Origin of the sequence: Alkalitalea saponilacus (assembly GCF_900168165.1) — a bacterium.
Taxonomy (GTDB): Bacteria; Bacteroidota; Bacteroidia; order Bacteroidales; family Marinilabiliaceae; genus Natronoflexus; species Natronoflexus saponilacus.
Genome location: NZ_FUYV01000024.1, coordinates 35,983 through 58,814, shown reverse-complemented (window position 1 = coordinate 58,814; position 22,832 = coordinate 35,983). Strand labels below are relative to the sequence as shown.

Annotated in this window: 15 protein-coding genes; 6 read left to right on the top strand and 9 right to left on the bottom strand. The window is 38.4% G+C overall.

Annotated features, from left to right (window positions below; translation table 11 throughout):
* Nucleotides 1-294 precede the first annotated feature (294 nt).
* On the bottom strand, nt 295-663 hold the full coding sequence (locus B5X70_RS16000; RefSeq protein WP_079558917.1) for a hypothetical protein: 369 nt from the start codon (nt 661-663) through the stop codon (nt 295-297).
* 509 nt (nt 664-1,172) lie between these two features.
* On the opposite strand from B5X70_RS16000, the gene B5X70_RS15995 reads away from it, so the two are divergent.
* On the top strand, nt 1,173-1,898 hold the full coding sequence (locus tag B5X70_RS15995) for a hypothetical protein (RefSeq protein WP_079558916.1): 726 nt from the start codon (nt 1,173-1,175) through the stop codon (nt 1,896-1,898).
* Nucleotides 1,899-2,124: 226 nt separating this feature from the next.
* Here the strand turns inward: B5X70_RS15995 and ung are convergent, their stop codons facing one another.
* Both ung and B5X70_RS15985 read right to left on the bottom strand, forming a co-directional pair.
* Nucleotides 2,125-2,796 carry a uracil-DNA glycosylase gene (ung, locus tag B5X70_RS15990; protein ID WP_079558915.1) on the bottom strand — a complete coding sequence of 224 codons (672 nt, stop codon included), beginning with the start codon at nt 2,794-2,796 and terminating at the stop codon, nt 2,125-2,127.
* Nucleotides 2,797-2,937: 141 nt separating this feature from the next.
* Nucleotides 2,938-7,359 (bottom strand): hybrid sensor histidine kinase/response regulator transcription factor, encoded by a 4,422-nt coding sequence (locus tag B5X70_RS15985; RefSeq protein WP_079558914.1) that lies wholly within the window; start codon nt 7,357-7,359, stop codon nt 2,938-2,940.
* Nucleotides 7,360-7,812: 453 nt separating this feature from the next.
* On the opposite strand from B5X70_RS15985, the gene B5X70_RS15980 reads away from it, so the two are divergent.
* The 3 genes from B5X70_RS15980 to B5X70_RS15970 all read left to right on the top strand — a co-directional run bounded on the left by B5X70_RS15980 (nt 7,813) and on the right by B5X70_RS15970 (nt 12,633).
* Nucleotides 7,813-10,380 carry a T9SS type A sorting domain-containing protein gene (locus B5X70_RS15980; protein ID WP_079558913.1) on the top strand — a complete coding sequence of 856 codons (2,568 nt, stop codon included), beginning with the start codon at nt 7,813-7,815 and terminating at the stop codon, nt 10,378-10,380.
* Nucleotides 10,381-10,593: 213 nt separating this feature from the next.
* The gene (locus B5X70_RS15975) at nt 10,594-11,394 is read left to right on the top strand and encodes a rhamnogalacturonan acetylesterase (protein WP_079558912.1); all 801 of its coding nucleotides are present in this window, start codon (nt 10,594-10,596) and stop codon (nt 11,392-11,394) included.
* Between the two features lie 60 nt (nt 11,395-11,454).
* Nucleotides 11,455-12,633: a glycoside hydrolase family 88/105 protein gene (locus tag B5X70_RS15970; RefSeq protein WP_079558911.1), complete on the top strand. Its 1,179-nt coding sequence runs from the start codon at nt 11,455-11,457 to the stop codon at nt 12,631-12,633.
* An 81-nt stretch (nt 12,634-12,714) separates the two neighbouring features.
* Here the strand turns inward: B5X70_RS15970 and B5X70_RS15965 are convergent, their stop codons facing one another.
* The 4 genes from B5X70_RS15965 to B5X70_RS15950 all read right to left on the bottom strand — a co-directional run bounded on the left by B5X70_RS15965 (nt 12,715) and on the right by B5X70_RS15950 (nt 19,461).
* A complete protein-coding gene (locus tag B5X70_RS15965) occupies nt 12,715-14,133 on the bottom strand; it encodes a sodium:solute symporter family protein (protein ID WP_079558910.1) in 1,419 nt (472 codons plus the stop codon).
* 74 nt (nt 14,134-14,207) lie between these two features.
* Nucleotides 14,208-15,023, bottom strand: coding sequence for a putative beta-lysine N-acetyltransferase (gene ablB, locus B5X70_RS15960; protein ID WP_079558909.1), 816 nt, complete (start codon nt 15,021-15,023; stop codon nt 14,208-14,210).
* A 71-nt stretch (nt 15,024-15,094) separates the two neighbouring features.
* Complete coding sequence (gene kamA, locus B5X70_RS15955; protein WP_079558908.1) at nt 15,095-16,432, bottom strand: lysine 2,3-aminomutase; 1,338 nt, start codon at nt 16,430-16,432, stop codon at nt 15,095-15,097.
* A gap of 992 nt (nt 16,433-17,424) precedes the next feature.
* Complete coding sequence (locus B5X70_RS15950) at nt 17,425-19,461, bottom strand: M3 family metallopeptidase (RefSeq protein ID WP_079558907.1); 2,037 nt, start codon at nt 19,459-19,461, stop codon at nt 17,425-17,427.
* Nucleotides 19,462-19,688: 227 nt separating this feature from the next.
* On the opposite strand from B5X70_RS15950, the gene B5X70_RS15945 reads away from it, so the two are divergent.
* Nucleotides 19,689-20,666, top strand: coding sequence for a DUF6588 family protein (locus B5X70_RS15945; protein WP_079558906.1), 978 nt, complete (start codon nt 19,689-19,691; stop codon nt 20,664-20,666).
* Nucleotides 20,667-20,879: 213 nt separating this feature from the next.
* Here the strand turns inward: B5X70_RS15945 and B5X70_RS15940 are convergent, their stop codons facing one another.
* A complete protein-coding gene (locus B5X70_RS15940; RefSeq protein WP_079558905.1) occupies nt 20,880-21,416 on the bottom strand; it encodes a nitroreductase family protein in 537 nt (178 codons plus the stop codon).
* Between the two features lie 224 nt (nt 21,417-21,640).
* Here B5X70_RS15940 and B5X70_RS15935 point away from each other — a divergent pair, with 224 nt between their 5' ends.
* Complete coding sequence (locus B5X70_RS15935; RefSeq protein ID WP_079558904.1) at nt 21,641-22,432, top strand: head GIN domain-containing protein; 792 nt, start codon at nt 21,641-21,643, stop codon at nt 22,430-22,432.
* 6 nt (nt 22,433-22,438) lie between these two features.
* On the opposite strand, the gene B5X70_RS15930 is transcribed toward B5X70_RS15935, so the two are convergent.
* Nucleotides 22,439-22,618, bottom strand: coding sequence for a hypothetical protein (locus tag B5X70_RS15930; RefSeq protein ID WP_079558903.1), 180 nt, complete (start codon nt 22,616-22,618; stop codon nt 22,439-22,441).
* Between the last annotated feature and the right edge of the window lie 214 nt (nt 22,619-22,832).

Here is a 22,832-nt window from a genome sequence, read left to right as displayed (position 1 = left end):
ATTGAAGGGGTCAACATAGTCCGGAACGTATTGCAGATGAAAAATATAAAGGGGTCAATATGCTCCGGAAAATAGCATGAACAATTGTTGACTGCAGGGGTCAGCATGCTCCGGAATAGGGGATGAAATTAAAATTTCGCTCCCAAAATCAATACATCAAAATGATTTATATAAAAAAATGCCGCTTTGACCACTCAAAACTCTGCTTTTTGACTCAAATTTCCTTTAAAAGGGGTCAATATCCGCCGGAATGGCAGTCTCAAATTTGGCTTTTAGAAACTGGTGATAAGGGGGTCAGTATGCTCCGGAATATCCATTTGTTGCATCGGTCCAGTAACGCAACTTATTTTCACTGCCCCGGAATATGTTCTGTCCTATAAATGAAAGTTCGTAGTTACTACCACTTGTACCTGCATGATGAATGGTTATTAATACATGTATGTCTGCTAGTCCTCTGTCTCTTACATAATTAACGAAGGGAATGTTTTGCTGTATATAATTGATGTCGCATTGAGGACAGTCCAGAAAAACATTAATCAAATCCTCGGATTTGATTACAAAGGGGGTTGTTTCATAATAGCTTTCTGCGAAAGTAAAGAGATGTAATTTCAGGAAAATTGAGAGGATAAGAAGTTGTTTTAGTTTTAATCTGGGTGATTTCATATTTTGTAATGTCAATTTAGTCAGCTTATAAGTTTAGTAGAATCTGTTGGTTATTCTGCCACAAAGATAATTTAAAGCATGAATAAAAAAGACTGAATAGCTAATGCTGTCAGGGTTTAACTTCTTATTAACATAGCATTTTTTTAGTCTGAAAACTACCTGAGTACATGATGAAAATATAATACATTCATTAAAGCCGCTCGCATCCTTGCTCTGCCTTGAATTCGCTTACTCCGTTGGCGCTCGGCTTTGCCGTTTTCTGAGTTTACGAAATTTCTGTTTATCGTGAGCGCAAAGAATTGAAAATCGACGCAGTCAAACCTTGCCTAGAGTAGTGCGTTTCATTTTTAAAGCAATTCTCATGCATAGTTGCATCAAACAAGCCCGGTGAGCGATTTATTCGTGCTCTTGATGTTTTTTATCTATATTCGTGGGTGTTTCAGGAAGAACAATTCTGCATGAATTCGCTTTCAATAAATATGGAATTTAATTTTAATTAATTCGTTGTTATGGATTTTAAAAGAGATAACTCCAAATGTTTTGTTGTCATGAGTTTTTTCCATTATCGCTTAAGAAACCGATTTTGGGGCATGATGCAGATGAATTTTATGAAATCACGACTTGAAAATATTAAGCATTTGAGTTTTTTTAAATTATTAGGCACCGGGGGCGGATTTGGTTTTAGTATAAAACCTGATTTTGCTACTTATGCACTGTTAACTGTGTGGGATGATAAGGTTGCTGCTAAAAACTTTGAAAGTTCATCTGAAATCATGAATGATTTCAGATATCGTACCAAGGAGATTTATTCAATATTTATGATTCCAGTTCAATCAAGGGGCAGTTGGTCTGGGGCTAATCCATTTCATCCATCTGAAATAAAAATAGGACATAAACCTTTGGTGGTCATTACACGAGCTTCAATTCGTGTCAAACGATTATTGAAATTCTGGTTGCATGTTTCCTCTGTCACCAAATCTCAAAAAAAAGCAGAGGGTTTGCTTTTTACTAAAGGCATAGGAGAACTTCCTCTCATTGAACAAGCCACTATTTCAATATGGAAGTCGTTAAATGATATGCAGAAATTTGCATACCACAAATCCGGTGCTCATGCGAAAGTAGTAGAAATGGCTCATGAATTCAAAGTTTTCAGTGAAGATCTTTTTGCCCGGTTTCTTATTCTTGAAACCAAAGGTTCCTGGAGAGGGGCTGATCCTGTTTCTGAATACTTGTAACATGATAAAAATAACAACATGCAAGAAGTGCTTGTAAAGCACTTCTTGAGTGATGTAACAGGCATTTCTTTTTTAGAAATATTCTATACTTATTCCACTCCGTTAGCACAAGAATTGAATCCCGATTTCTCGCGAGGTGTAGTCAAACTCTTGCCAAAAGGAGACTTTTGATTTTATCTATTTTGCTAATCCTATGACTCGTTTCTATTTATTTTCAGGATCCAATTTACCAAACAATGGCTTCCTTGCCATAATTTTGCAGCCATTCGTTGGTTTTGGAGAAATGTTTGCATCCAAAAAAACCATTGTATGCTGAAAATGGGGAGGGGTGCGCAGCTTTAAGTACAAGATGTTTTGATGTATCTATCAATGAAGTTTTATTTTGTGCATATCGTCCCCATAACAAAAAAACAATGTTTTGGCAGTTGGTTGAGACTGCTTTAATGGCTGCATCAGTAAACTGTTCCCAACCTTTTCCCTGGTGCGAACCTGCTGAACTTGCACGCACGGTAAGTGTCGCGTTAAGAAGTAGAATGCCTTGATTGGCCCAACGGGTCAGGTCGCCCGAATGGGGTGGGGGAGTACCAATATCGTCTTGTATCTCTTTAAAAATATTTTTAAGCGACGGAGGCTGTTTAACGCCATCAGGTACTGAAAAACATAGCCCATGTGCCTGTCCTGCCCCATGATAAGGGTCTTGTCCTAACAGCACAACCTTAACCTTTTCAAAGGGGGTATGGTTAAACGCATTAAATATTAAACTGCCTGGAGGATAAATGGTATGATTTTGCTTCTCTTCTATGAGAAACTTTTTGAGCTCGAGAAAATACGGGGCATCAAATTCTTTACTAAGAGCCTTTTTCCAACTCTCTTCAATAACTGGTTCAAGATTCGGCATGATTCACAATAAATTGAAAAGGGGTATAAATATAAAAGAGGCTACCAAACGATTTTGGCAACCTCTTTTAACCTTAACCCTAACCCACTACAAAGATACATCGGTTTTGGAAATTTGCAAATAAAAAACTATGTTTTTTATTTATTTTTTTTGCACATGCTTGCTGGGCAGGTAGCCAAATAATGCTTTAAACTGTCTGCTAAAATATCTTGCATCAGAAAAACCTACTTTTATGGCGGCTTCTGAAACGTTGTATCCTTGGGTTAGTAAATGAGCAGCGATTTTTAGTTTCAACTGCCTCACAAATTCTACCGGACTAAGTCCGGTTAATCCTTTTACTTTGTTATAGAATACAGTACGACTTACGCAAAGGGTGTCAGCCAGCTCCTCTATGGTAAATTCTTCAGAATGATTTTCTTCTACATATGATATGAGCTTTTGTAAAAACTCTTCATCCTTTGAATTTACCTTCAGTGTTGATGGATCAATGGTTTTATTGTCTCTGAACTTGGCGAATATATTCTTTCTTTGTTCAATGAGATTCTTTGCCACTGCTTTGAGATAATCTGAGTTAAAGGGCTTGGTTATATAAACATCAGCTCCCTTTTCTACTCCTGCAATTTGGTCGTTTACACCCGATTTTGATGTTAACAGGATGATGGGAATGTGACTGGTCGCAAAATTATCTTTAATCTTTTCGGTCATTTCCATGCCATCCATAACCGGCATCATCACATCTGAAATAATAAGATCCGGATTTTGACTATTCAAAAGATCGAGGGCCTCTTGTCCGTTTGATGCCAGGCAGCTTGCAAAATCTGGACTCAACGACTGACTGATATACTCTCCAATTTCATGATTGTCTTCAACAATCATAACAAGCGGCCTGTCTCCATTTCTGACTTTTAAAATATCAGGTTCGCTGTTGGTGCTGACAATTTCTTCGTGAGGAGATGGCTTGATGATTGTTTCAACCGTTTTCTCTTCTCCTCCGGCCATAATTACCTTTTCATCACTAACAAAATGCTCTTTACCTTTTCTGAGTTTAAGAGTAAAGCTACTTCCCACACCTGGCTCCGATTCCACTGTAATTTCTCCATGATGAAGACGAGTTAACTCATTTGAAAGGGATAATCCAATTCCGGTTCCGGCAAGTTCTTTTCCACTTAAGATGGTATATCTTTCAAAAATCTGTGGCAGCTCCTCTTTTGCTATTCCTCGTCCCTCATCGGTTATTTTAATATGAAAGAATTCGGATTCTTCGTTGTCATTCAACTCTATTTTAACTTGCTTCGATGCATCGGTAAATTTGAGTGCATTTGAAATGATGTTATAGATGATCATATCCAATTTAGTAGGGTCCGCCCAAATAAAGTAGGATTTTGTTGTTGTACTGAACTCATAAACGAGATTCTTATGATTTGCAAGAGGCTCAAAACTCTCGTAAATATGTCTGGTGAATTCGACAATATCGAATTCGCTGATTTTTAGCCTCATCTTGTTGTTTTGGACTTTTCTGAAGTCCAAAAGTTGATTCGTGAGATGAAGCATGCGCTTGCCATTCCGCCTGATGATTTCCAGCCGTGGTTTATCGCTGTTGTCCAAAACCGGTTTTTTTATAAGATCCTCAATTGGCCCTATGATCAGGGTAAGTGGCGTACGTATTTCATGCGATATGTTGGTGAAAAACCGGAGTTTCATTTCGTTCACCCGTTTTTCAATTTTTAGGTCGTTTCTATACCTGTTTATTTTGGCGATGGTCGAAAATATAACCATAAACAACATCACCAGTAATCCCGAATATAGCATAAATGCCCAACGGGTTTTGTACCATGGAGGAAGAATGGTAATTCGTAACCTGCGTTCATTGTCAATCCATTCGCCAGATCGGTTGGTTGCTCTTACTCTGAAGGTGTAAGCCCCCGGCGATAAGTTGGTGTATGTTGCCTGGGGAACCTGACTTACAACGTTCCAGTCGTCATCAAAGTTATCCAGCTTATAGGCATACTGTGTTTTATCAGGATCCAGGAAATCAAGTACAGAGAATTCAAAACTAAAGCTTGATTGAAAATGTCTCAAAACTATCTCATTGGTAAAAGAGATGCTCTTTTGCAGTGGAGAGTCTTCTCCAATTGGCACATCTTTATTGAAAAGTTGAAAGTTGGTTAGTTCAACCTGCCTGTTCCATTGCGGAATAACTATTTTGTCGGGAGATATGACTTCCAGACCAATAAAGCCTCCGAAAAGAAGCCTTTCATCACGGGTTCTATACGAGGTGTTTTCCGAGAATATGTTAAAGTTTAAACCATTATTGGTGTTGAATACCTCGAACGAATTATTTGCTGTGTTGAGTCTGCTCAGCCCGTTTTCGGTGCTAAACCATAAAAAACCCTGGTTGTCCTCCTGTATGCTGTAAACTACATTGTTACTAAGTCCATGAGATTGATTGAAAACTTCAAATATAGCTTGTTCTTCATTTAAATCTGTTAGTCTGTTTATCCCCCCTCCAAAAGTTGCAGCCCAAATGTTATTTCCAGAATCTTCATACAAATGAATAACATCATTGAGGCTGATGCTTCCGGGGTATTGGCCGGTGAAAAATGATCTGATTTCTATTTTGTTTTCATGGATTTGGGACATATTCTCAATAAGATTGAGCCCATATCCTGTGGCAATCCATACCCTTCCGTTTGAATCTGCGAGAATATTTCTTACCAGATTGCTTGATAGACGACTGTTGTTTTCGTTAATTCTTGTAAATGAATATGTTCCGTCACTGTTTTTATAAGATATGTTCACCCCGTTACCATATGTGCCAATCCAGATGTTCCCATTTTTGTCTTTAGCCATACTGTATATGTTGACATGACTCAACGTTGTTGAGTCATTGTCTTGGGGAACGTAATTATCAAAAGTAATATTTGAAAGATTTGAATAGTCAGAAAGTGGCTGTTGGCTGATTAATATTCCTTTCCCTTTAGAGCCCAACCATAAATGGCCATCATCATCCAAAACAATACAATAAACATTAAAGCCTGATATGATTCCTTGTGGTGTGGCGAATCTTGCAAATTCATGGATTTGCCTGTCATCCTCAAATACATGTAATCTTCCGGCTTTTGTTCCTATCCAGGTTCTGTTTTGCGGATCTTCGAAAACTGCTCTTACGATGTTCTTAGAGATGTGTCCCGGATCAGGAGCAGGAAGAATGTGATCAAGAGCCGGATTTTTTGAAATCACTTTTTCTACTCCTCCGTGAAACTGCCCGGTTCCAATCCAGAGTTGTCCTGAATGATCTTCCGCAATGCTTAATACCACGTTGGACGAAATCGAATTTGGATCAGATGGATCATTCCTGAAATGAACAAATTCATGACTGTCACGATCATAAAGATTTAAAGCTCCTTCATGTGTGCCCACCCACAGGTTATCGTTGCTGTCTTCAAAGAAAATATGTCGTTCTTCGTCTGGAACAACCTCACTTCCCGGATCAAGAAACTGATGCCTTTTTGTATTATTTGTAGAAGGGTTAAATCCTGTTAATCCAAATTCATCAGTCGCAATCCATATCAATCCAAACCTGTCTTCATATATGTTATTCACATGAGAACCATTTAATGGGATGGTTTGCCATTGGTTTGTCTGAACTGAATTAATCTGCAATCCTTTCTGATCAAAACCCACAATAATCCGGCCTCCTTTGGTAATGTGCAATAGGGTAATGTGATTTGATCGCAGCGTGGAGGTATTCTCTGTGTTGAGGAAAGTGTAAAGCTGCATGGGTTTTTGAAACTTCAATATTCCAGCATCAGATGTCCCAAACCATAATTCTGTTGCAGTTTCAATATGGGATGTGAAAGAGTGTGTTATAAACAGATGCTGGAACGTGAGTGATCCACTTTCAATGCTCTGTTTTTCTATTAATGTAAGCCCTTTTTGCGTGCCAATCCAGATGTTCTCTTCAATATCTTTTGTTATAAATGACACTCTATTGTTTGATATGGCATTTGCCCCGCGCGATGTGTAATGGGTAATATCATACCTGTGTTGATCCTCATTGTACCTTAAACGGATGACACCTCTTGTATAAAGCCCCAGCCAAATATCACTTTCTGAATACTGGAGGAAACTGGAAAAGATGGTGTGCCCTTCTTCCAATTCCGTTAGGAAATCGGATAAAGAGCGAAATTGCTCCGATACCGGATCAAAATAATGATAATGACCATCATGGGTTTCAAACCAGATAAAACCTTTAGCATCTTCCCATATATTAATTATCCTGTTGTGTGTGAAGTTAATCTGTCCGTCTTCTTCAGAATAAAAAACTCTGAACTTATTCCCATCATAACGATTTAATCCGTTGTTGGTTCCAATCCACAAATAACCACGGGAATCACAAAGCACGCTTGATGCCGTGTTTTGTGAAAGGCCTCTTGATGTGTTGAAATGTTCAAATCTTAATATCTCTGTCGCATAACTATCGTTCAGGAAATTTGAGGATATTATAGCGGCTAATATTAATATGTATCGACTGAAGATTGTGTCTGTTTTTTTGTGTTTCATGGTCTCCTTCACTAATTCTGAATTTATCTGTACAGAAAGAAATGCTTGTAATAAGAAATTTACAAACAATATCGATGAAATCAAAATATACTCCTATTGCAGATGAGCGCTCAAATATATTTAAAAAGTAGAATAATCGTGTTGTAATATGTAAAATTTCACTCTATGCAAGTGTATGAAACTATGGTCAATCTAACCAAACTGTGATCGAAATTATCGCTATACATAGGGAAAATATGTCTTTTTGATGTATATGGTGTGTTGAATTGGTTTATTCATGCATTAAGTTTTTTTAGGAAATCGATGGGGGTTACTTTTGATATAATTGACCTTGTACAATTTTAAGTTATAAAGTTCTCTGATTTTGGTTCAGGCAGATTCTCTGAATTAACGGTTGCTAGGCAATTTTACCATGCAATTAGTGTTATTTGCATTAATTTATAATAATTATATATGATGAAAATTTTACGTTCCGAAGTTTTACTGTTAGTTGTTACAGTATCTTGGATTTTGTTTGATGCATCCAAAATTTATGCCGATACAAGAAATCATGAAAGCATTATAAAAAATGAAAACCCCATTGCATTTCCTGGAGCAGAGGGGTATGGCAGATTTGCAACTGGTGGTCGAGGCGGTCGTATTATCTACGTTACCAACCTAAACGATAGTGGAGAGGGAAGCTTCAGGCAGGCTGTTGAAGTAGAGAGTGGACCCCGCATAGTATTGTTTAATGTTTCAGGAAATATCGAATTGGAATCAAGGGTAACAATTCGAAATGGTAATATAACAATTGCAGGACAAACTGCGCCGGGGGATGGCATAACCATTCGAAATCAAACTGTATACGTTGGAGCCAACAATGTAATCATTCGTTTTTTGCGTTTTAGGATGGGTGATGTTTTGCAGGTAGAGGATGATGCTTTGTGGGGCAGACGACAAAACACCATAATTATTGATCATTGTACAATGAGTTGGGCGACTGATGAAGCAACTTCTTTTTACGATAACAGCGATTTCACCATGCAATGGTGCATAATTTCAGAAAGCCTTCGGAATTCATTACATGAAAAGGGTTCTCATGGTTACATGGGAATTTGGGGTGGCAAAAATGCCACTTTCCACCATAATTTATTAGCTCATCACGATAGCAGAAACCCCCGATTTTGTGGTAGCAGATATTCAGGTCGCCCTGACTTGGAACATGTAGATTTCCGAAACAATGTAATTTACAACTGGGGTGGAAATAGTGGATATGCTGGAGAAGGAGGTACTTATAATATGGTAAATAATTATTATAAAGCCGGGCCGGGAACAAGGTCAAATCGCGATCGTATTTTCCAGATGTATCCTGATAATGGACGAAATAATCAACCTGCAGGAATTCACGGGGTGTTTTATACACATGGAAATTATGTGGATGGGTTTCCTCGTGTAACGGCCGATAATTGGATTGGTATGCATCGCACCATGTTGGTTCCTTTTGACGATTTAAGATCTGTAATTGAATTCGATAAGGGGCAGATTTCTACACATTCTGCCTATGATGCTTTTGAACAGGTCTTAAATTGGGCTGGAGCCTGTTTGGTTCGAGATGCTGTTGATTCAAGAGTTGTGAATGAAACACGAGAAGGAACTTTTACTTTTCAAGGTTCAAAGGGAAGTACTGGTGGAATAATTGATTCACAGGATGATGTAGGCGGATGGCCGGATCTGATATCAAAAGAACCATACCTGGATACTGATGGTGACGGAATTCCCGACTGGTGGGAAATTAAATACGGTCTTGATCCTGAAAATCCTGATGATGGAAACAATCATGATTTCCACAGTTTCTATACTAATGTAGAGGTTTATATAAATAGTATTGTTCAACATATTGTAGATCAAAAAAATATTGGTGCAAAAGCCAATTATATCGATGTCTATGATGTCTTTACCGGTGAACCTGAAATAGTGATTAATGGAGATTTGAATCAAACAGTATTGGCAGGGGAAAGTATTCAGAGTATTGTTCTTTCATGGGAACATGCCAGAGAAGTTATGGTTAATGGATTGCCACAGGGGATTGACCTTGTGATAAATAATGAAAGTAATGAAGCCGTGATTAGTGGTACGCCACTTCAGTCTGGTTTCTTCGAGTTTGACATCACCACTTTGGGAGGAATAATTAAGGTGTCCAAATTCGGATCAGTGATGATAGAAAATGGTGCCTCTTTGATTGCTGAAAATAAAGAAACTCTTGTTCAGAGACTTTTGGTTGATACAGAAATTGCTGATGTTGTAATTAACTTTGAGAATGCAACAGAAGTAATCCATAATGGTTTGCCCGATGGTTTGGATTTAATCATAGATACTGAAAGTATGCAGGTTTTTTTATCCGGAACCATTTCAGATGCAGGAGTTTATTCGGTGGATCTTACAACAGAAGGGGGAAGTACTTATACTGAATTAGCCGTGTTGTTTTATGTATATACAGGTGGTGCCGAAATCATTAAACACGGCGCCCCCTCTTCCAACCAGGAAATTGAATTTGGTGAAGCCATTGAACAATTTTTCTTTCGTTGGGAAAATGCAGAGGATGTTGAGATAACGGGGCTGCCGGATGGCGTTGTGGTCATTAAAGATTATGAACAACGCCATGCCATATTACGTGGGAGGCCTTTGGAAGTTGGTATTTATGATTATGTTGTTAGAACTTATGGAGGATTAACCGAGGCCGAGTTTTCAGCAACCTTTACTATTGTTGAGCCAGTTAGTAATTCAATTTTGACCTCTGGACTTAATCAGATGATTTCAGTTCATCCAAATCCTTTTGATATAAATGTTACTGTATCTACATACGGGGGAGATGAACTTCGATCGCTTCAACTATACTCAACTGATGGCCGACTATTGAGAGAGGAATTTGCCAGAGGTTTGACTCATAAAATACACACTGCGGAGTTGCCCACAGGGATTTATTTCTTGCGTGCAACAACAATCAAGGGAGATTTTAAAACAATAAAGTTGATAAAGAGGTAGGATGAATTGTTTAGTTTCAGATTTAAAGAACTGTTTACGTGTCGGTTAATAAATGTGTTTTGTTTGTAACAATTTATTACACTTTTTCGGGTAATTTGTCCATCTGAACAATTATAGCTTTGGTGTATATTGCAATCATAAAATCACTTGGGAGAATAATAAGTTTTGATGTTAATTTTTATATTAGGTTAGGTGTGATGTGGTAAAAGCCGGGTGACGGGAACTGATCCCGGCTTTACTTCTTATTTTAAGACTTTTTTTGTGATGGGACGTGCTTTAATTATTGTTTCGCTTGTATTGTTTATCATATTTCCCGGGTGCAACACTGATGAGGTTGTTACTATTCACCTGGCGGGTGATTCAACTGTTGCCGACAAGGCTTATAGGCATGGAAATCCTGAAAAGGGATGGGGACAAGTCTTTCCTCTCTATTTTGAACCAGGAGTTTTTGTTCAAAATCATGGTGTAAATGGAAGAAGTACTAAAAGCTTCATAGACGAGGGACGTTGGAGTAAGTTGCTTGAGAGTTTGAATCCTGGAGATTATGTGTTCATTCAATTTGGGCATAACGATTCAAAAGAAGGCGATTCTACACGTTATGCAGCACCTTTTTCTAATTATAGGAATAATTTGATAAAAATGGTGGATAATGTATTTGAAAAAGGAGCAACTCCTGTACTTTTAACATCAATATCTCGGCGCAGTTTTAATGCGGAAGGGATGTTTTATGATACACATGGAGATTACCCGGCTGTTGTCCGGTCAGTTGCCGAAGAAAAAGAGGTCTTGTTGTTTGATTTGCATAAATTGAGCAAGAGATATATTCAAACGTTGGGTCCGGAACTGTCAAAAAAAATATTTTTGCATATAAACAAAATAGAATATCCGGATTTGACAGATCATATAATTGATGATACACATTTATCAGCAATTGGAGCTTTTCGAATTTCAGATATGGTTGTGGCTGAAATCCGGAGCCAAATTCCTGAATTGGCAATTAAGATAAAGAACTGACAATAGAGTCAGTGATTAAGAATAAATATAGTTGAATTTATAATATTAAAAATTCGGACAATGAAAAATTTGACGTTAATCATTATTAGTGTAATTCTAACCGGGCTAACGTTTGGTTGTGGTAATAGCCAGACTGCTCAGGATGAAACTAAATGGTCGGTAAAAATGGCTGAAGCAGTGATGGCTCGTAACGATACACTGTTGAAAATGGATCATCCGCGGATTCGTTGGCAATACGATGTTTCTTTTGTTGGCCAGGCAATTGATAAACTTGGAGATGTTGATCCAAAGTATTCTCAGTACATGGAGGATTGGATCAACTATTTTGTACAGGAAGATGGTACGGTATTACATTACAGAATTTCAGAGTATAATGTTGATCGCATTAATCCAGCTAAAAACATCATCACTCTATATAAGCGGACAGGGGAACAAAAATACCGGAAAGCCATTGAGAAGCATGTTCGTCAGATGGAGACACACCCTAAATCGCCATCGGGAGGATTTTGGCATAAGAAGATTTATCCTAACCAGATTTGGCTTGATGGTCTTTATATGGTTGGGCCTTTTCTGGCTCAATATGCTCGCGAATTTAATGAACCCGAGTGGTTTGATGTGGTGACAAGCGAAATAAAACTGGCGTATCAACTAACATTAGATGAGGAAACTGGTTTGCTTTATCATGCCATTGATGAGAGTCGGGAAGAGAGATGGTCTGATCCTGAAACCGGATTATCACCTCATTTCTGGGGGCGTGCAATGGGGTGGTATATGATGGCAATTGTAGATGTTCTTGATTTTCTGCCTCGCAATCATCAGGACAGAGATGCGCTAATTGAAATTCTTCAGAATGTATCTGAAGCAGTCATGGATGTTCGTGACCCAGAAACAGGTCTGTGGTTCCAGGTGCTTGATCACGGTGGAGTAGAAGGAAACTATATTGAAGGTTCTGCTTCAGCGATGTTTACTTATGTTTTTGCCAAGGGAGCCAAAAATGGCTATTTAGATAAAAAATATCTGGATATTGCGAACGAATCATTTGATGCTATTCTGGAACACTTGATCATTGTGGATGAAGATGGACATATTACCATGACAGGTATTGTTGGTGCCACAGGCTTGGGAGGAAATCCATACAGAGATGGCTCATTCGAGTATTATGTCAATGAAAAGGTAATTCCCAACGATCCTAAAGGTGTTGCTCCTTTCATAATAGCTGCACTAGAGTTGAACAGATAGAAACCTGAAAATATTTAGTTGCTGTTTTTCTGTTATTGCACCTTCCGAAAATGTTCACCATATTCGGAAGGTGCTTTACTTTTAAATTGATACTTCCTTTTCTGGTTTAAAGATTTGAATGACGAACATGACCAGTAAGGATAGCAGTAGTCCGGGTACTACTGCATCTAATTCATAAGGCAGTTTAATTCCCGAAATTTGAATGATGAGCAGCGTACTACTCCCTGTTATCATGGCTGCAATGGCTGCAATGGGAGATGGTTTTTTATAAATAATAAAACCAAGAACCGGAGCAACAAGACCGCATACCATAAATGCATAGGAAAGTAGCATTAAATCAAGAACTGAAGGAATGTAAAGAGCTACTGAAATGGCAGCAATACCAATAACCAGAGTCATCCACTGTGCGACTTTAAGTGCATTTTTCGATTTTTTATAATTAAACAAATCTCTGCTGATGTTTCCGGAAGCTGCCATCAGGCAGCTGTCAGCTGTTGAAAGAATGGCCGAAAAGTATGCTGCCATAATTAACCCCAATGCACCAATTGGCAGAACATGTTTCAGCATCAGAGGCATGGCCGATTCATTGTCGGCCATGGCCATCTCTGCTTCCGGAATAATGCCGGCTCCAAAGGCTGCTTTGGCCAACATTCCCAAAAAGACTCCAAGAAATGCCATGAATGGATATTCGAATACTCCTGCGATATACCAGGCCTTTTTTGCTTCTTTGGCAGATTTTGCTGCAAATATTCGTTGATATAGGGTCATTCCAATGAACCAAATTGGAATGATAGAGAACGCCCAGTTGATGATGGTAGTGAACTTTACATTGGTGAGTTGAAGCATCTCTGCCGTCAGGAAAACTTTCGCGGCTTCCCAGCCGCCAAGGCTGTGAAGTGCAAATGGAACTCCCACCAGAGATAATCCCGAAAGCAGTATGATCCATTGTGCGGTGTCTGTATAGATAACAGCCTTTATGCCGCCAAGAGCAGTATACACTACCGCTATGGCTCCCATGATGATGACGGCCTCGGTCATGTTAACCGCAACAAAAGTAGCTGATGTTAATTTGGCTCCGGCCAAAACCTGGCTGGCTGTAAAACCCATATAGCCTATGGCAGAAATCACAGCAGCTACCAATGCAACTGTGCGGCCGTAATTATATTTAAGTATTTCCGGAAATGTTTGTAGCCCGTTTTCAACTCCAATTTTGTGTACCTTGGGAATAAGAATGACTGCTGTTAGCCACGCACCAATTAACCCGGTAAATAGAATCCACGAACCGGAAAGCCCCATCACAAAACCCAACCCACCCAAACCGATTGAAAAGCCTCCGCCTACATCTGTCGCTACAACAGATAATCCCAAATGCCATCGGGTCATTTTTCGACTACCCACAAAATAATCCTCTGTGTTGTTGTTTTTTCTGTGAAACCAGAATCCGATAAACAGCATTATCGTGAAGTACAGTACAATTATTATCAGATCAATAATATGCATGGTGAGATTGTGATGTTTTCAGGTTTTAAATTGAAAAAGCTCTGAATGACTCAGAGCTTTCTTAAAGATACTTCCTATCTGCTTTTATACCAGATGTTCATACTCTCAATTTTTCCCGATATTTGGGTGTTATTATGCAGCGTGCCAGAGTATTTGTAACCCAGATTGTAAAAAGTTTTATTCATTGGAAGTGAGTGTAACCTGGCAATGGTATAGAAGGTTTTAAAGCCGTCTTTTACCAACTCTTCTTCCATGAATTTTAAGAGGTGAACTGCCAACCGCTTTCCCCGGTGTGACGAAATAACAGCAAAATCGGTCATCTCTGCGTTTTTTTTAGTATTGTTGCATTCTGCTGAACTGATGGCAATCAGTTCATTATTGAAAAATGCACCAAAATACCTGGTATCATCTTCCTTCATTGTTTTAATCAGGTAGTCAGGGTCGTAAATAGGGAATGGATAGGTCTCAAATACCTCTTTAAATACAGGAACCATGTTTGTGGCATCTGCTTCTTTTAGTGGCTTTAGCGTGTAGTCAGCATCCATCGGAATCTCTTTTGTGTTGGCTGGTTTCAGCAAGAGTTGCTGAAATGCTTCCAAAGCTTCCGATTCCGGTTTTGCTCGCTCTTCTGTTTTGTATTTCATCATGAAGAGTGCGTCTTCGCTTCCATTGTAAAAGCCGGGAATTAAAGCTTCCATAACGTATCCGGCATTTAAAAATGCCGGCCCGTAAGTGGCCGGTATTTTTGCAAAGAGTTTGGTGTAGCCGTTTTCATCAGCCATGTTCTCAATGATGCTGATGATTTTTGGAAAATCATCATGATGCAAATCCATCAAGTAAACACGACTGCTATCGCTACAGTGCGATATGGTTGATTTTATATTTCTCATATAGACGATTTATAAATCTCTTATGTGAACAGTTAATTTCAGTTGTTTGTTTAAGACAATAAACTGTTAATCTAACTCTGCTCGCCATCCTGATTTTCATCTCCTCTTCGCTCATATCGCTCATTGTTGGATGGAACCAGTGATATGGTGTCATCATAGTCAGACAGAAGCTGCTCAATACCAATGGCATTGTATTCGTCGCCGCTCTCCACATCCAGTTCCAGGTTGCAATCTTTACAGTTGCGATCGCAAATGGTGGATTCATATTTCTCCGGTTCCTGATATGTGGTAATAACACCTTCGTAGTTTCTCAGAATCACCTTGTTGGTGCTCCATGATATGATGTAATTTGGCATCACCGGTATTTTTCCACCTCCACCGGGTGCATCAATCACGTAAGTTGGCACCGCAAATCCGCTGGTATGGCCAATCAAACTTTCCATAATCTCAATTCCTTTACCAACTGGTGTGCGGAAATGGGAGAGTCCTTCAGAAAGGTCACATTGGTAGAGGTAGTAAGGCCGAACCCTATTCATTACCAGTTTGTGTACCAGGTCTTTCATAATTCTGGGGCAGTCGTTCACATCGGCAAGCAACACCGATTGGTTTCCCAACGGAATACCTGCATCGGCCATTTTAGCAAGTGCCTCCTTTGCAGATGCGGTTAACTCTCTCGGATGGTTAAAGTGAGTGTTAATCCAAACCGGATGGTGTTTTTTAATCATGTTCACCAAGTCATCGGTAATGCGGTATGGCAGAACAACCGGGGTTCGTGTACCTATTCTAATGATTTGCACATGCGGAATGGCTCGGAGTTCAGTCAAAATCCAGTCCAGATAATCATCTGACAAAAGGAAAGGATCTCCACCGGAAAGCAGTACGTCGCGAACCTGAGGTGTGTTTTTTATGTATTCAATGCCTTGTTTTATCTGTTCTTTGTTGGGGATGTAATCCTGATCGCCAACTTTTCTTTTACGTGTGCAATGGCGACAATACATGGCACATACATTACTCACAAGTAATAGAACTCTGTCGGGATAACGGTGGGTAATTCCCGGAACCGGGCTGTCATGGTCTTCCGATAATGGGTCGCCCATTTCGCTGTTGGCCACTATTAATTCTCGATTATCAAGGAATGCCTGTTTAAAAACAGGGTCGTTTTTGTAGTTCTCTTTCTTAATAATTGAAAGATAGTAGGGGGTGATGGAAAGAGGGAATTTATCCTGAGTTTCCTGAAATCGTTTTTTATCTTCCGGTTCAAATTTTATACCGGTTAAATTTTCTACCTCTTCTATTGTTTTTACGGCATGTCGCATGTGCCATTTCCAGTCTTTCCAATTTTTTAATACAGATTTCGGCTCAATTTTGTGAGCAATGTCTTGTTGATGCTTTGTGAAAATTTTTTCCATGGTTTTTTATTTTTCCTGACGCTCTTTTTATATCGCTTCCATTTTTCACGAATTTGATGCCAGTATCGGTGCCATTTTTTTAAAATAATAATTAAACACTAACCAGCCAGAGATTAGTAAATAAAGAACTGTTGTTTTTAATTGGTTAGATAGCTGGTTAAACAAAGAGCTTCAAGATGTTGGTTATTAAAGTCAACCGGTTTGGCGCTAAAATGGAAAATAATTTAAAATGTGTTCTGTACGACAAATATAGTGAAAATATTTGAATTTTTCGTTTGTGCTTCCTTTTAGATGTGCGCTATAATGTTTTAATCAACATGAAATGAGAAAGATGTAGGAAGTCTTGTTCTTTTTTGATTTAGGATGATTCAAAATAAGAATTCTTCACAACATATATATGATTTTATTATTAAGTTACGTCGTATTTTTTTAAAATGGAAGCTAATTTTAGTTTTTTTCATGGAGCTGTTCGACTAAGATTTTTTTAAATGATAATCATATATTAGATTTCTCGCTTCGCTCGAAATTACAAGCTGTTATGTTGTGAGAGGTGAAGGGGTTATTGCGGCGACGCCGCAATAACCCCTTCACCCGCCTTGACCTACTGAAAGGTTTGTTATTTCGAAAAGAGCGAGAAACCTAAATTAATTAGCCGGTCAGTATTATTTCTAAGATGTCAGGGCTACGCCCCTTATACAAATTGAGATACTATTAAAGCTACGAAGATTGCAGGGCTAACGCCCCTGGCATTCATCTCAGAAAAAAATAGGGGCGTAGCCCTAATATCTTCATAGAAGAAGATTAATAGATAGTACCTTAGGGGCGTAGCCCTGGTATCTAATTTAGTTTGCTTTAATTATCATACGCGAACACGCCTTTCTTTGCGTTGGGCAATAATTGTTTTGAGAGTGTCTAATCCCGAAGCCTCGGGATATAGATCTATAATCTATTGATTTCTTTAGAAACTAAAACTAAAACAGTTGTCGAAAGTTCTAGTGCTTTGTTATTCCGCTTCGTTTTAGTAATGGCTCTATTGAAGGTTCCTGCCCCCTGAATGCTTTATATAATTCCATTGGGTGAATGGTTCCTCCTTTTGAAAGAATGGTATCCCTAAACTTTTGTGCTGTGTTTTTGTCAAAAATACCATGTAATTTGAACATGGTATAGGCATCTGCATCCAGCACTTCAGCCCATTTGTAACCGTAATACCCCGAAGCATAACCTCCATCAAAAATGTGTCCGAAAGCTGTACTCATACATGTGCCTTCAATCAAAGGGAACAGTTCGGTAGGTTTCATGGCTTCACGCTCAAATTCTACCGGGTTTGATTGCACCGGTTCTGTTATGGTGTGCCATGCCATATCGTTAAACCCAAAACTTAGCTGCCTAATAATCTGGTAACCACTTTGAAAATTTCCGGATGCTAAGATGTTATTTATCAGTTCTTCAGGAATTGGTTCCCCGGTTTTGTAATGAATCCCTATTTCTTGTAACCAATCTTTTTCTCTTGCCCAGTTTTCCATAATTTGTGAAGGCAATTCAACGAAATCGTGATAAACGCTGGTTCCCGAAAGCGACTCGTATGTCACTTTACTCAACATGCCATGAAGAGCATGTCCAAATTCGTGCAAGAATGTAGTAAGCTCGTTGTAAGTTAGTAACGAGGGACGGGTAGGGGTTGGTTCTGTAAAATTACACACCACTGAAATCTGTGGAAGAATGTTGATGCCATTTTTTACATGCTGGTCGCGGAAGGAGGTCATCCATGCACCTCCCTGTTTTGATTTTCGGGGATGAAAATCAAGATATAATATAGAAAGCTGTTCACCACTTTCATCATATACTTCCCAGGCTTCTACGTCAGGATGGTACACCGGGATGTTCTCACTCTTTTTGTAGCTCAATCCCCATAGTTTTTTTGTAAGATTGAAGATTCCCTGTTTTACTTTTTCAAGCTGGAAGTAGGGTCTGGTCATTTCATCGTCCAACTGAAAACGTGCCGTTTTCAGTTTCTCAGAATAATAGGCAAAATCCCATCGTTGGAATTCTTCATTAAAACCGGCTTTTTTGGCGAATGCTTTGACTTCCTCAATGTCTTTTTTTGCAAAATCAAAGGATTTCGAGTAGAATTCTTCCAGAAAGTTATTGACTTTTTCGGGGGTTTGTGCCATTCGTTCCTCCAGAACATATTGAGCGTGTGATTTGTAACCCAGAAGTTCTGCTTTCTCCAGGCGGAGCGCTGTTTGCTTTAAAATAATCTCTTTGTTGTCGTGTTTGTTGTTATGGTTGCATCGCGATGAATACGCACGAAAAAGCTGTTCTCTCAATTTTCGATTGTCTGCATATTTCATAAAAGGCATAAAGCTGGTGATGTGCAGTGAAAACATCCACCCTTCTTTTCCTTCATTTTTCGCCAAATGCGCAGCAGCTTCAATCACTGCTTCGGGTAATCCCGATAGCTCTTCTTCATTTGTTATGTGAAGTTTGTAATCGTTGGTTTCGGCCAACAGATTTTCTCCAAATTGAATGGATAGTTGAGATAATTCATTAGTTATTTGGCGATATCTCTTTTTCTGTTTATCATCCAGCAATGCTCCTTTTCTGATAAAACCTTTATAGGTTTTATCCAGCAAAGTTTGCTGCTCCTGCGATAATTGAAGCGTTCCTTTATTGTTATAAATGGTTTTTACTTTTTCAAAAAGTGCTTCATTCAGCCAAATATCGTTGGCATATTCTGATAACAGTGGCGAAACGTCCCGCGCAGCTTTTTGTATGGCTTCACTGGTTTCAGCTGCGTTCAGGTTAAAAAGAATGGAGCTGATGCGACTTAATTGTTTGCCGGATCTCTCAAGTGCCTCAATAGTATTGCTGAAATCAGGATCTTGACTGTTTTCAATAATTTCCCGGACTTCGTTTATTCCTTGTTTGATGGCTTCTTTAACAGCGGGGAGAAAAAAATCCGGTTGAATCTCATTAAATGGAGGTGTTTGGTATGGGGTATTAAAATGTTGGTTTAAGATATTATTCATCTGTCTATAAATTTGATTTTTAATAACTCCCGGGGTCTCGGACGAACTCGTTCTGAAGACTCGGGACTCGTTTCATGATGTTTTTTCTATTTTCTGATTATAATTTAGCTGCAATTTTAACGATTCAATAATGAACGAGCAACTATTTTTTTTGTTACTTAATAAATGTGTTGCTATAATTGTAAAAGCAACCATGTTGCTTTTTGTTTAATCAAATACTAATTGTTATGAAATTAATCAGAAGTTTTTTGCTTTTGGGAGCAGGTTTTATATTCTCTTTAAATGTTTCTTATGCGCAGAAAGATGTTACCCGTTTTCTTGAAATGGGTATTGAAGATGCAACGGTACTTTCGGAAGCATACCTGAAACCTTATGGAGAAATGTTGGGTACTTCGTTGAATGGTGGCTGGTACACTTCGGCAAGGGTGCATCGTGTGGCAGGTTTTAATCTGACTTTTAATGTGAATATGGTAAATGTTCCATCGTCCGGTAAAAGTTTCGATTTGAATAATCTTGATGGAAGCTGGAGATTGCAGGATGAAAACGTAAGTGTTGCTCCAACCATTGCCGGAAAAATGACCGACAGGCCTGTATTAATGTATGGACCTGAAAATGCAGAACAGTCATTTGAAATGCCTAACGGGACAGGGTTTGACAGGTTTCCATTGCCATTGGTTCAAGTTGGTGTTGGATTGCCTTACCGTACTGAACTTTCCGCCAGATTCATTCCATCCATCTCTGCCGGAGATGCAGGTAAAGTTAATTTATGGGGATTCGGAGTACGTCATAGCGTAAAGGAGTACATCCCGGTTATTAAACACATGCCATTGATTAATTCCAGCGTTTTGGTTGGTTACACCAGGTTTGGAAGTGACGTCTCGGTTAGTCAGTTTGAAGGTGGTTCAAACCAGAGTCTAGATATTACCTCAGGAGCATTAACCACGCGCTTTCTTTTGGGTGTTAACATTCCGTTTATCTCTATTTATACCGGAATGGGATATAGTTCTACCAATAGTGATTTTGACTTGAAAGGTGATTATGGTCCTGTTCTTGGAAATGACCCAATTTCTCTCTCCTATAAAACAAATGGGTTTGATTTTAATGCCGGAATGCGATTGCGTTTGGGAGTTATTGCTTTCCATGGGGATTATACCGTTGGCGATTATTCCATGTTGACTTTTGGAGTTGGTCTTAGTATGCGATGATAGATCAATGTCAGTAATCTATTCATTTAAATATGAATTATTGGGTGTAGAATGATATTATGAAAAAGAATAAGCCTCATAGCCATGCGGTTATGAGGCTTATCCTTTTGTTATAAGGGTGTTGATACTTCAAAATCACTACTGCCCGACTAAGTTTTTCTAAATTAATAATCATGTAATATATTTCTCGCATCGCTCGAAATGACAGGCTTGTTAGATTTGAAAGGGATTATTAAGTGAATTTCTGAAAGCAATTTTTGATAGCGGTTTTCGCATTTTTTCTTCTGCTTGAGCTGGGTTATCCGGATATCCGACAGGGAGCAATGCAACAGGCTCCAGTTCCTGAGGAAGATTTAGCACTTCTTGTATTATTGTCGGATTAAAATTACATACCCAGCAAGTGCCGATTCCCTTTTCTGCAGCAGCCAGCGTCATATGATCAATGGCAATGGCAACGTCAATATCGCAATGATCTTTGTTGTCCAATTTACGTTTCCATGATTCATCATGATTTCCGCATACAATAATTACCTGGGGAGCCGTTTTAAACCATTCTCTGGGATATGCTTTATATACTTCTTTCAGAAGTTCGGGGTCATCGATTACAATAAACCGCCATGGCTGAAAATTTACTGCTGATGGAGCAATTCTGCCTGCTTCCAGAATTTCAAGTAGTTCTGTTTTACTAACCAGTTCTGATTTGTAAGATCTTACTGATTCTCTTTTTTTGAAGACGTCCATTAATTTCATAATGTAACTTTCTTTGTTTATTTAAAAAGAATAAGGGGATTGTAACCGAAGTTACCATCCCCTTCTCTTTAAATATTAAACCAAAAGCATTGTAAAGATAGAAAAAAAACTTTTCAATGCAATTTATTTAGGTTTTTTTAATTGTCAATAAAGATTAATTTCTGGTTATTTTCAATGGTTGTAAGTAACTTTGTAAGAAACAGAAGTTTATTTGTTGTACATATATGGGTAAATTCCTTCGCAATATTACGTGCTTTCTATTCGGTGCTTTACTGTTCATTTCTTGTGAAGGAATCATTAATCTTGATCTTTTTGGAGATGGAATTCTGACAGAAAATGTTCGGGAAATCGGCACTTTTCGGGAAGTCGAGGTGCTTAATGATTTTGTTGTTACCATTATCCAGGGGGAACAGTGGGGAGTTACCGTTACAGGAGATGCAAACCTAATTCCATATGTTGTCACTGAGATCGAAAACTCAAGACTGATTATTCGTCGACGCAATAATTTTAATCTGCACCCGGTTAATGCCATCAATATTCTTGTTTCCACACCTGTTTTGTCTAGTATTGATAACAATGGAAATGGAAAGGTCATATTATCTGAGTTTAATCTTCCGCGCTTAAGAATAAATAATACCGGAGGATCATTTATAGAAACTGACAGCATCGCAGTAGATGATTTTAATTATATTTCAGAAAGCGGCGCCAGAGCGATGTTGAAAGGTGAGTTTGGAAATTTTATTGTCAGACAAATTGGTTCTGGTGAAACATTACTTAAAGGCAAGGTGGATACATTAAGACTGGTACAGGAGGGTTCCGGTATAATTGATGGAATTCATCTGGAAGCAAACAGTACCAGGGTTTATTTGTATGGGTCGGGGTTGATTTACTGTCATGCAGATGAGCTGTTAAATGTTGTTATTAATGGTTCTGGTAGAGTGTTTTACACAGGAGATCCTCAGCTTTCCCAAAGCATTCAAGGAGATGGAATCATTCAGCGTTTTATGTCGTATTGATTATTTTCAAATACATCCACAAACAAACCCTTCTCCCAAAGAGTCCATAGCACTTTTTTCTGCGCTTTTTTCTTTTTCAGTATTCATGCATTTTTTGCAAACCGGGAGGTTTATTACTTTGTTGTAAGTTATCTCCTCTATTTCAATGATTTCGTTACAAACGAAGCACGACTTTTTATTTTTCATGTGATCAATATGTTAAGTCAGATTATTTTATAAAAAATATTATGATGCATATATCAGATAATTTAAAATGTTCTTTTTCCGAAGGTTAAGCTTTTTGTTTTACATTTTATCCCTACAAGAGTCCTGATAATACATGCTTAACTCATTTTTTTAACAAAAATAGGAATAATTACCCTTCAATTTATTGGTATTCGTATTTCATTTTTTAGTTAAA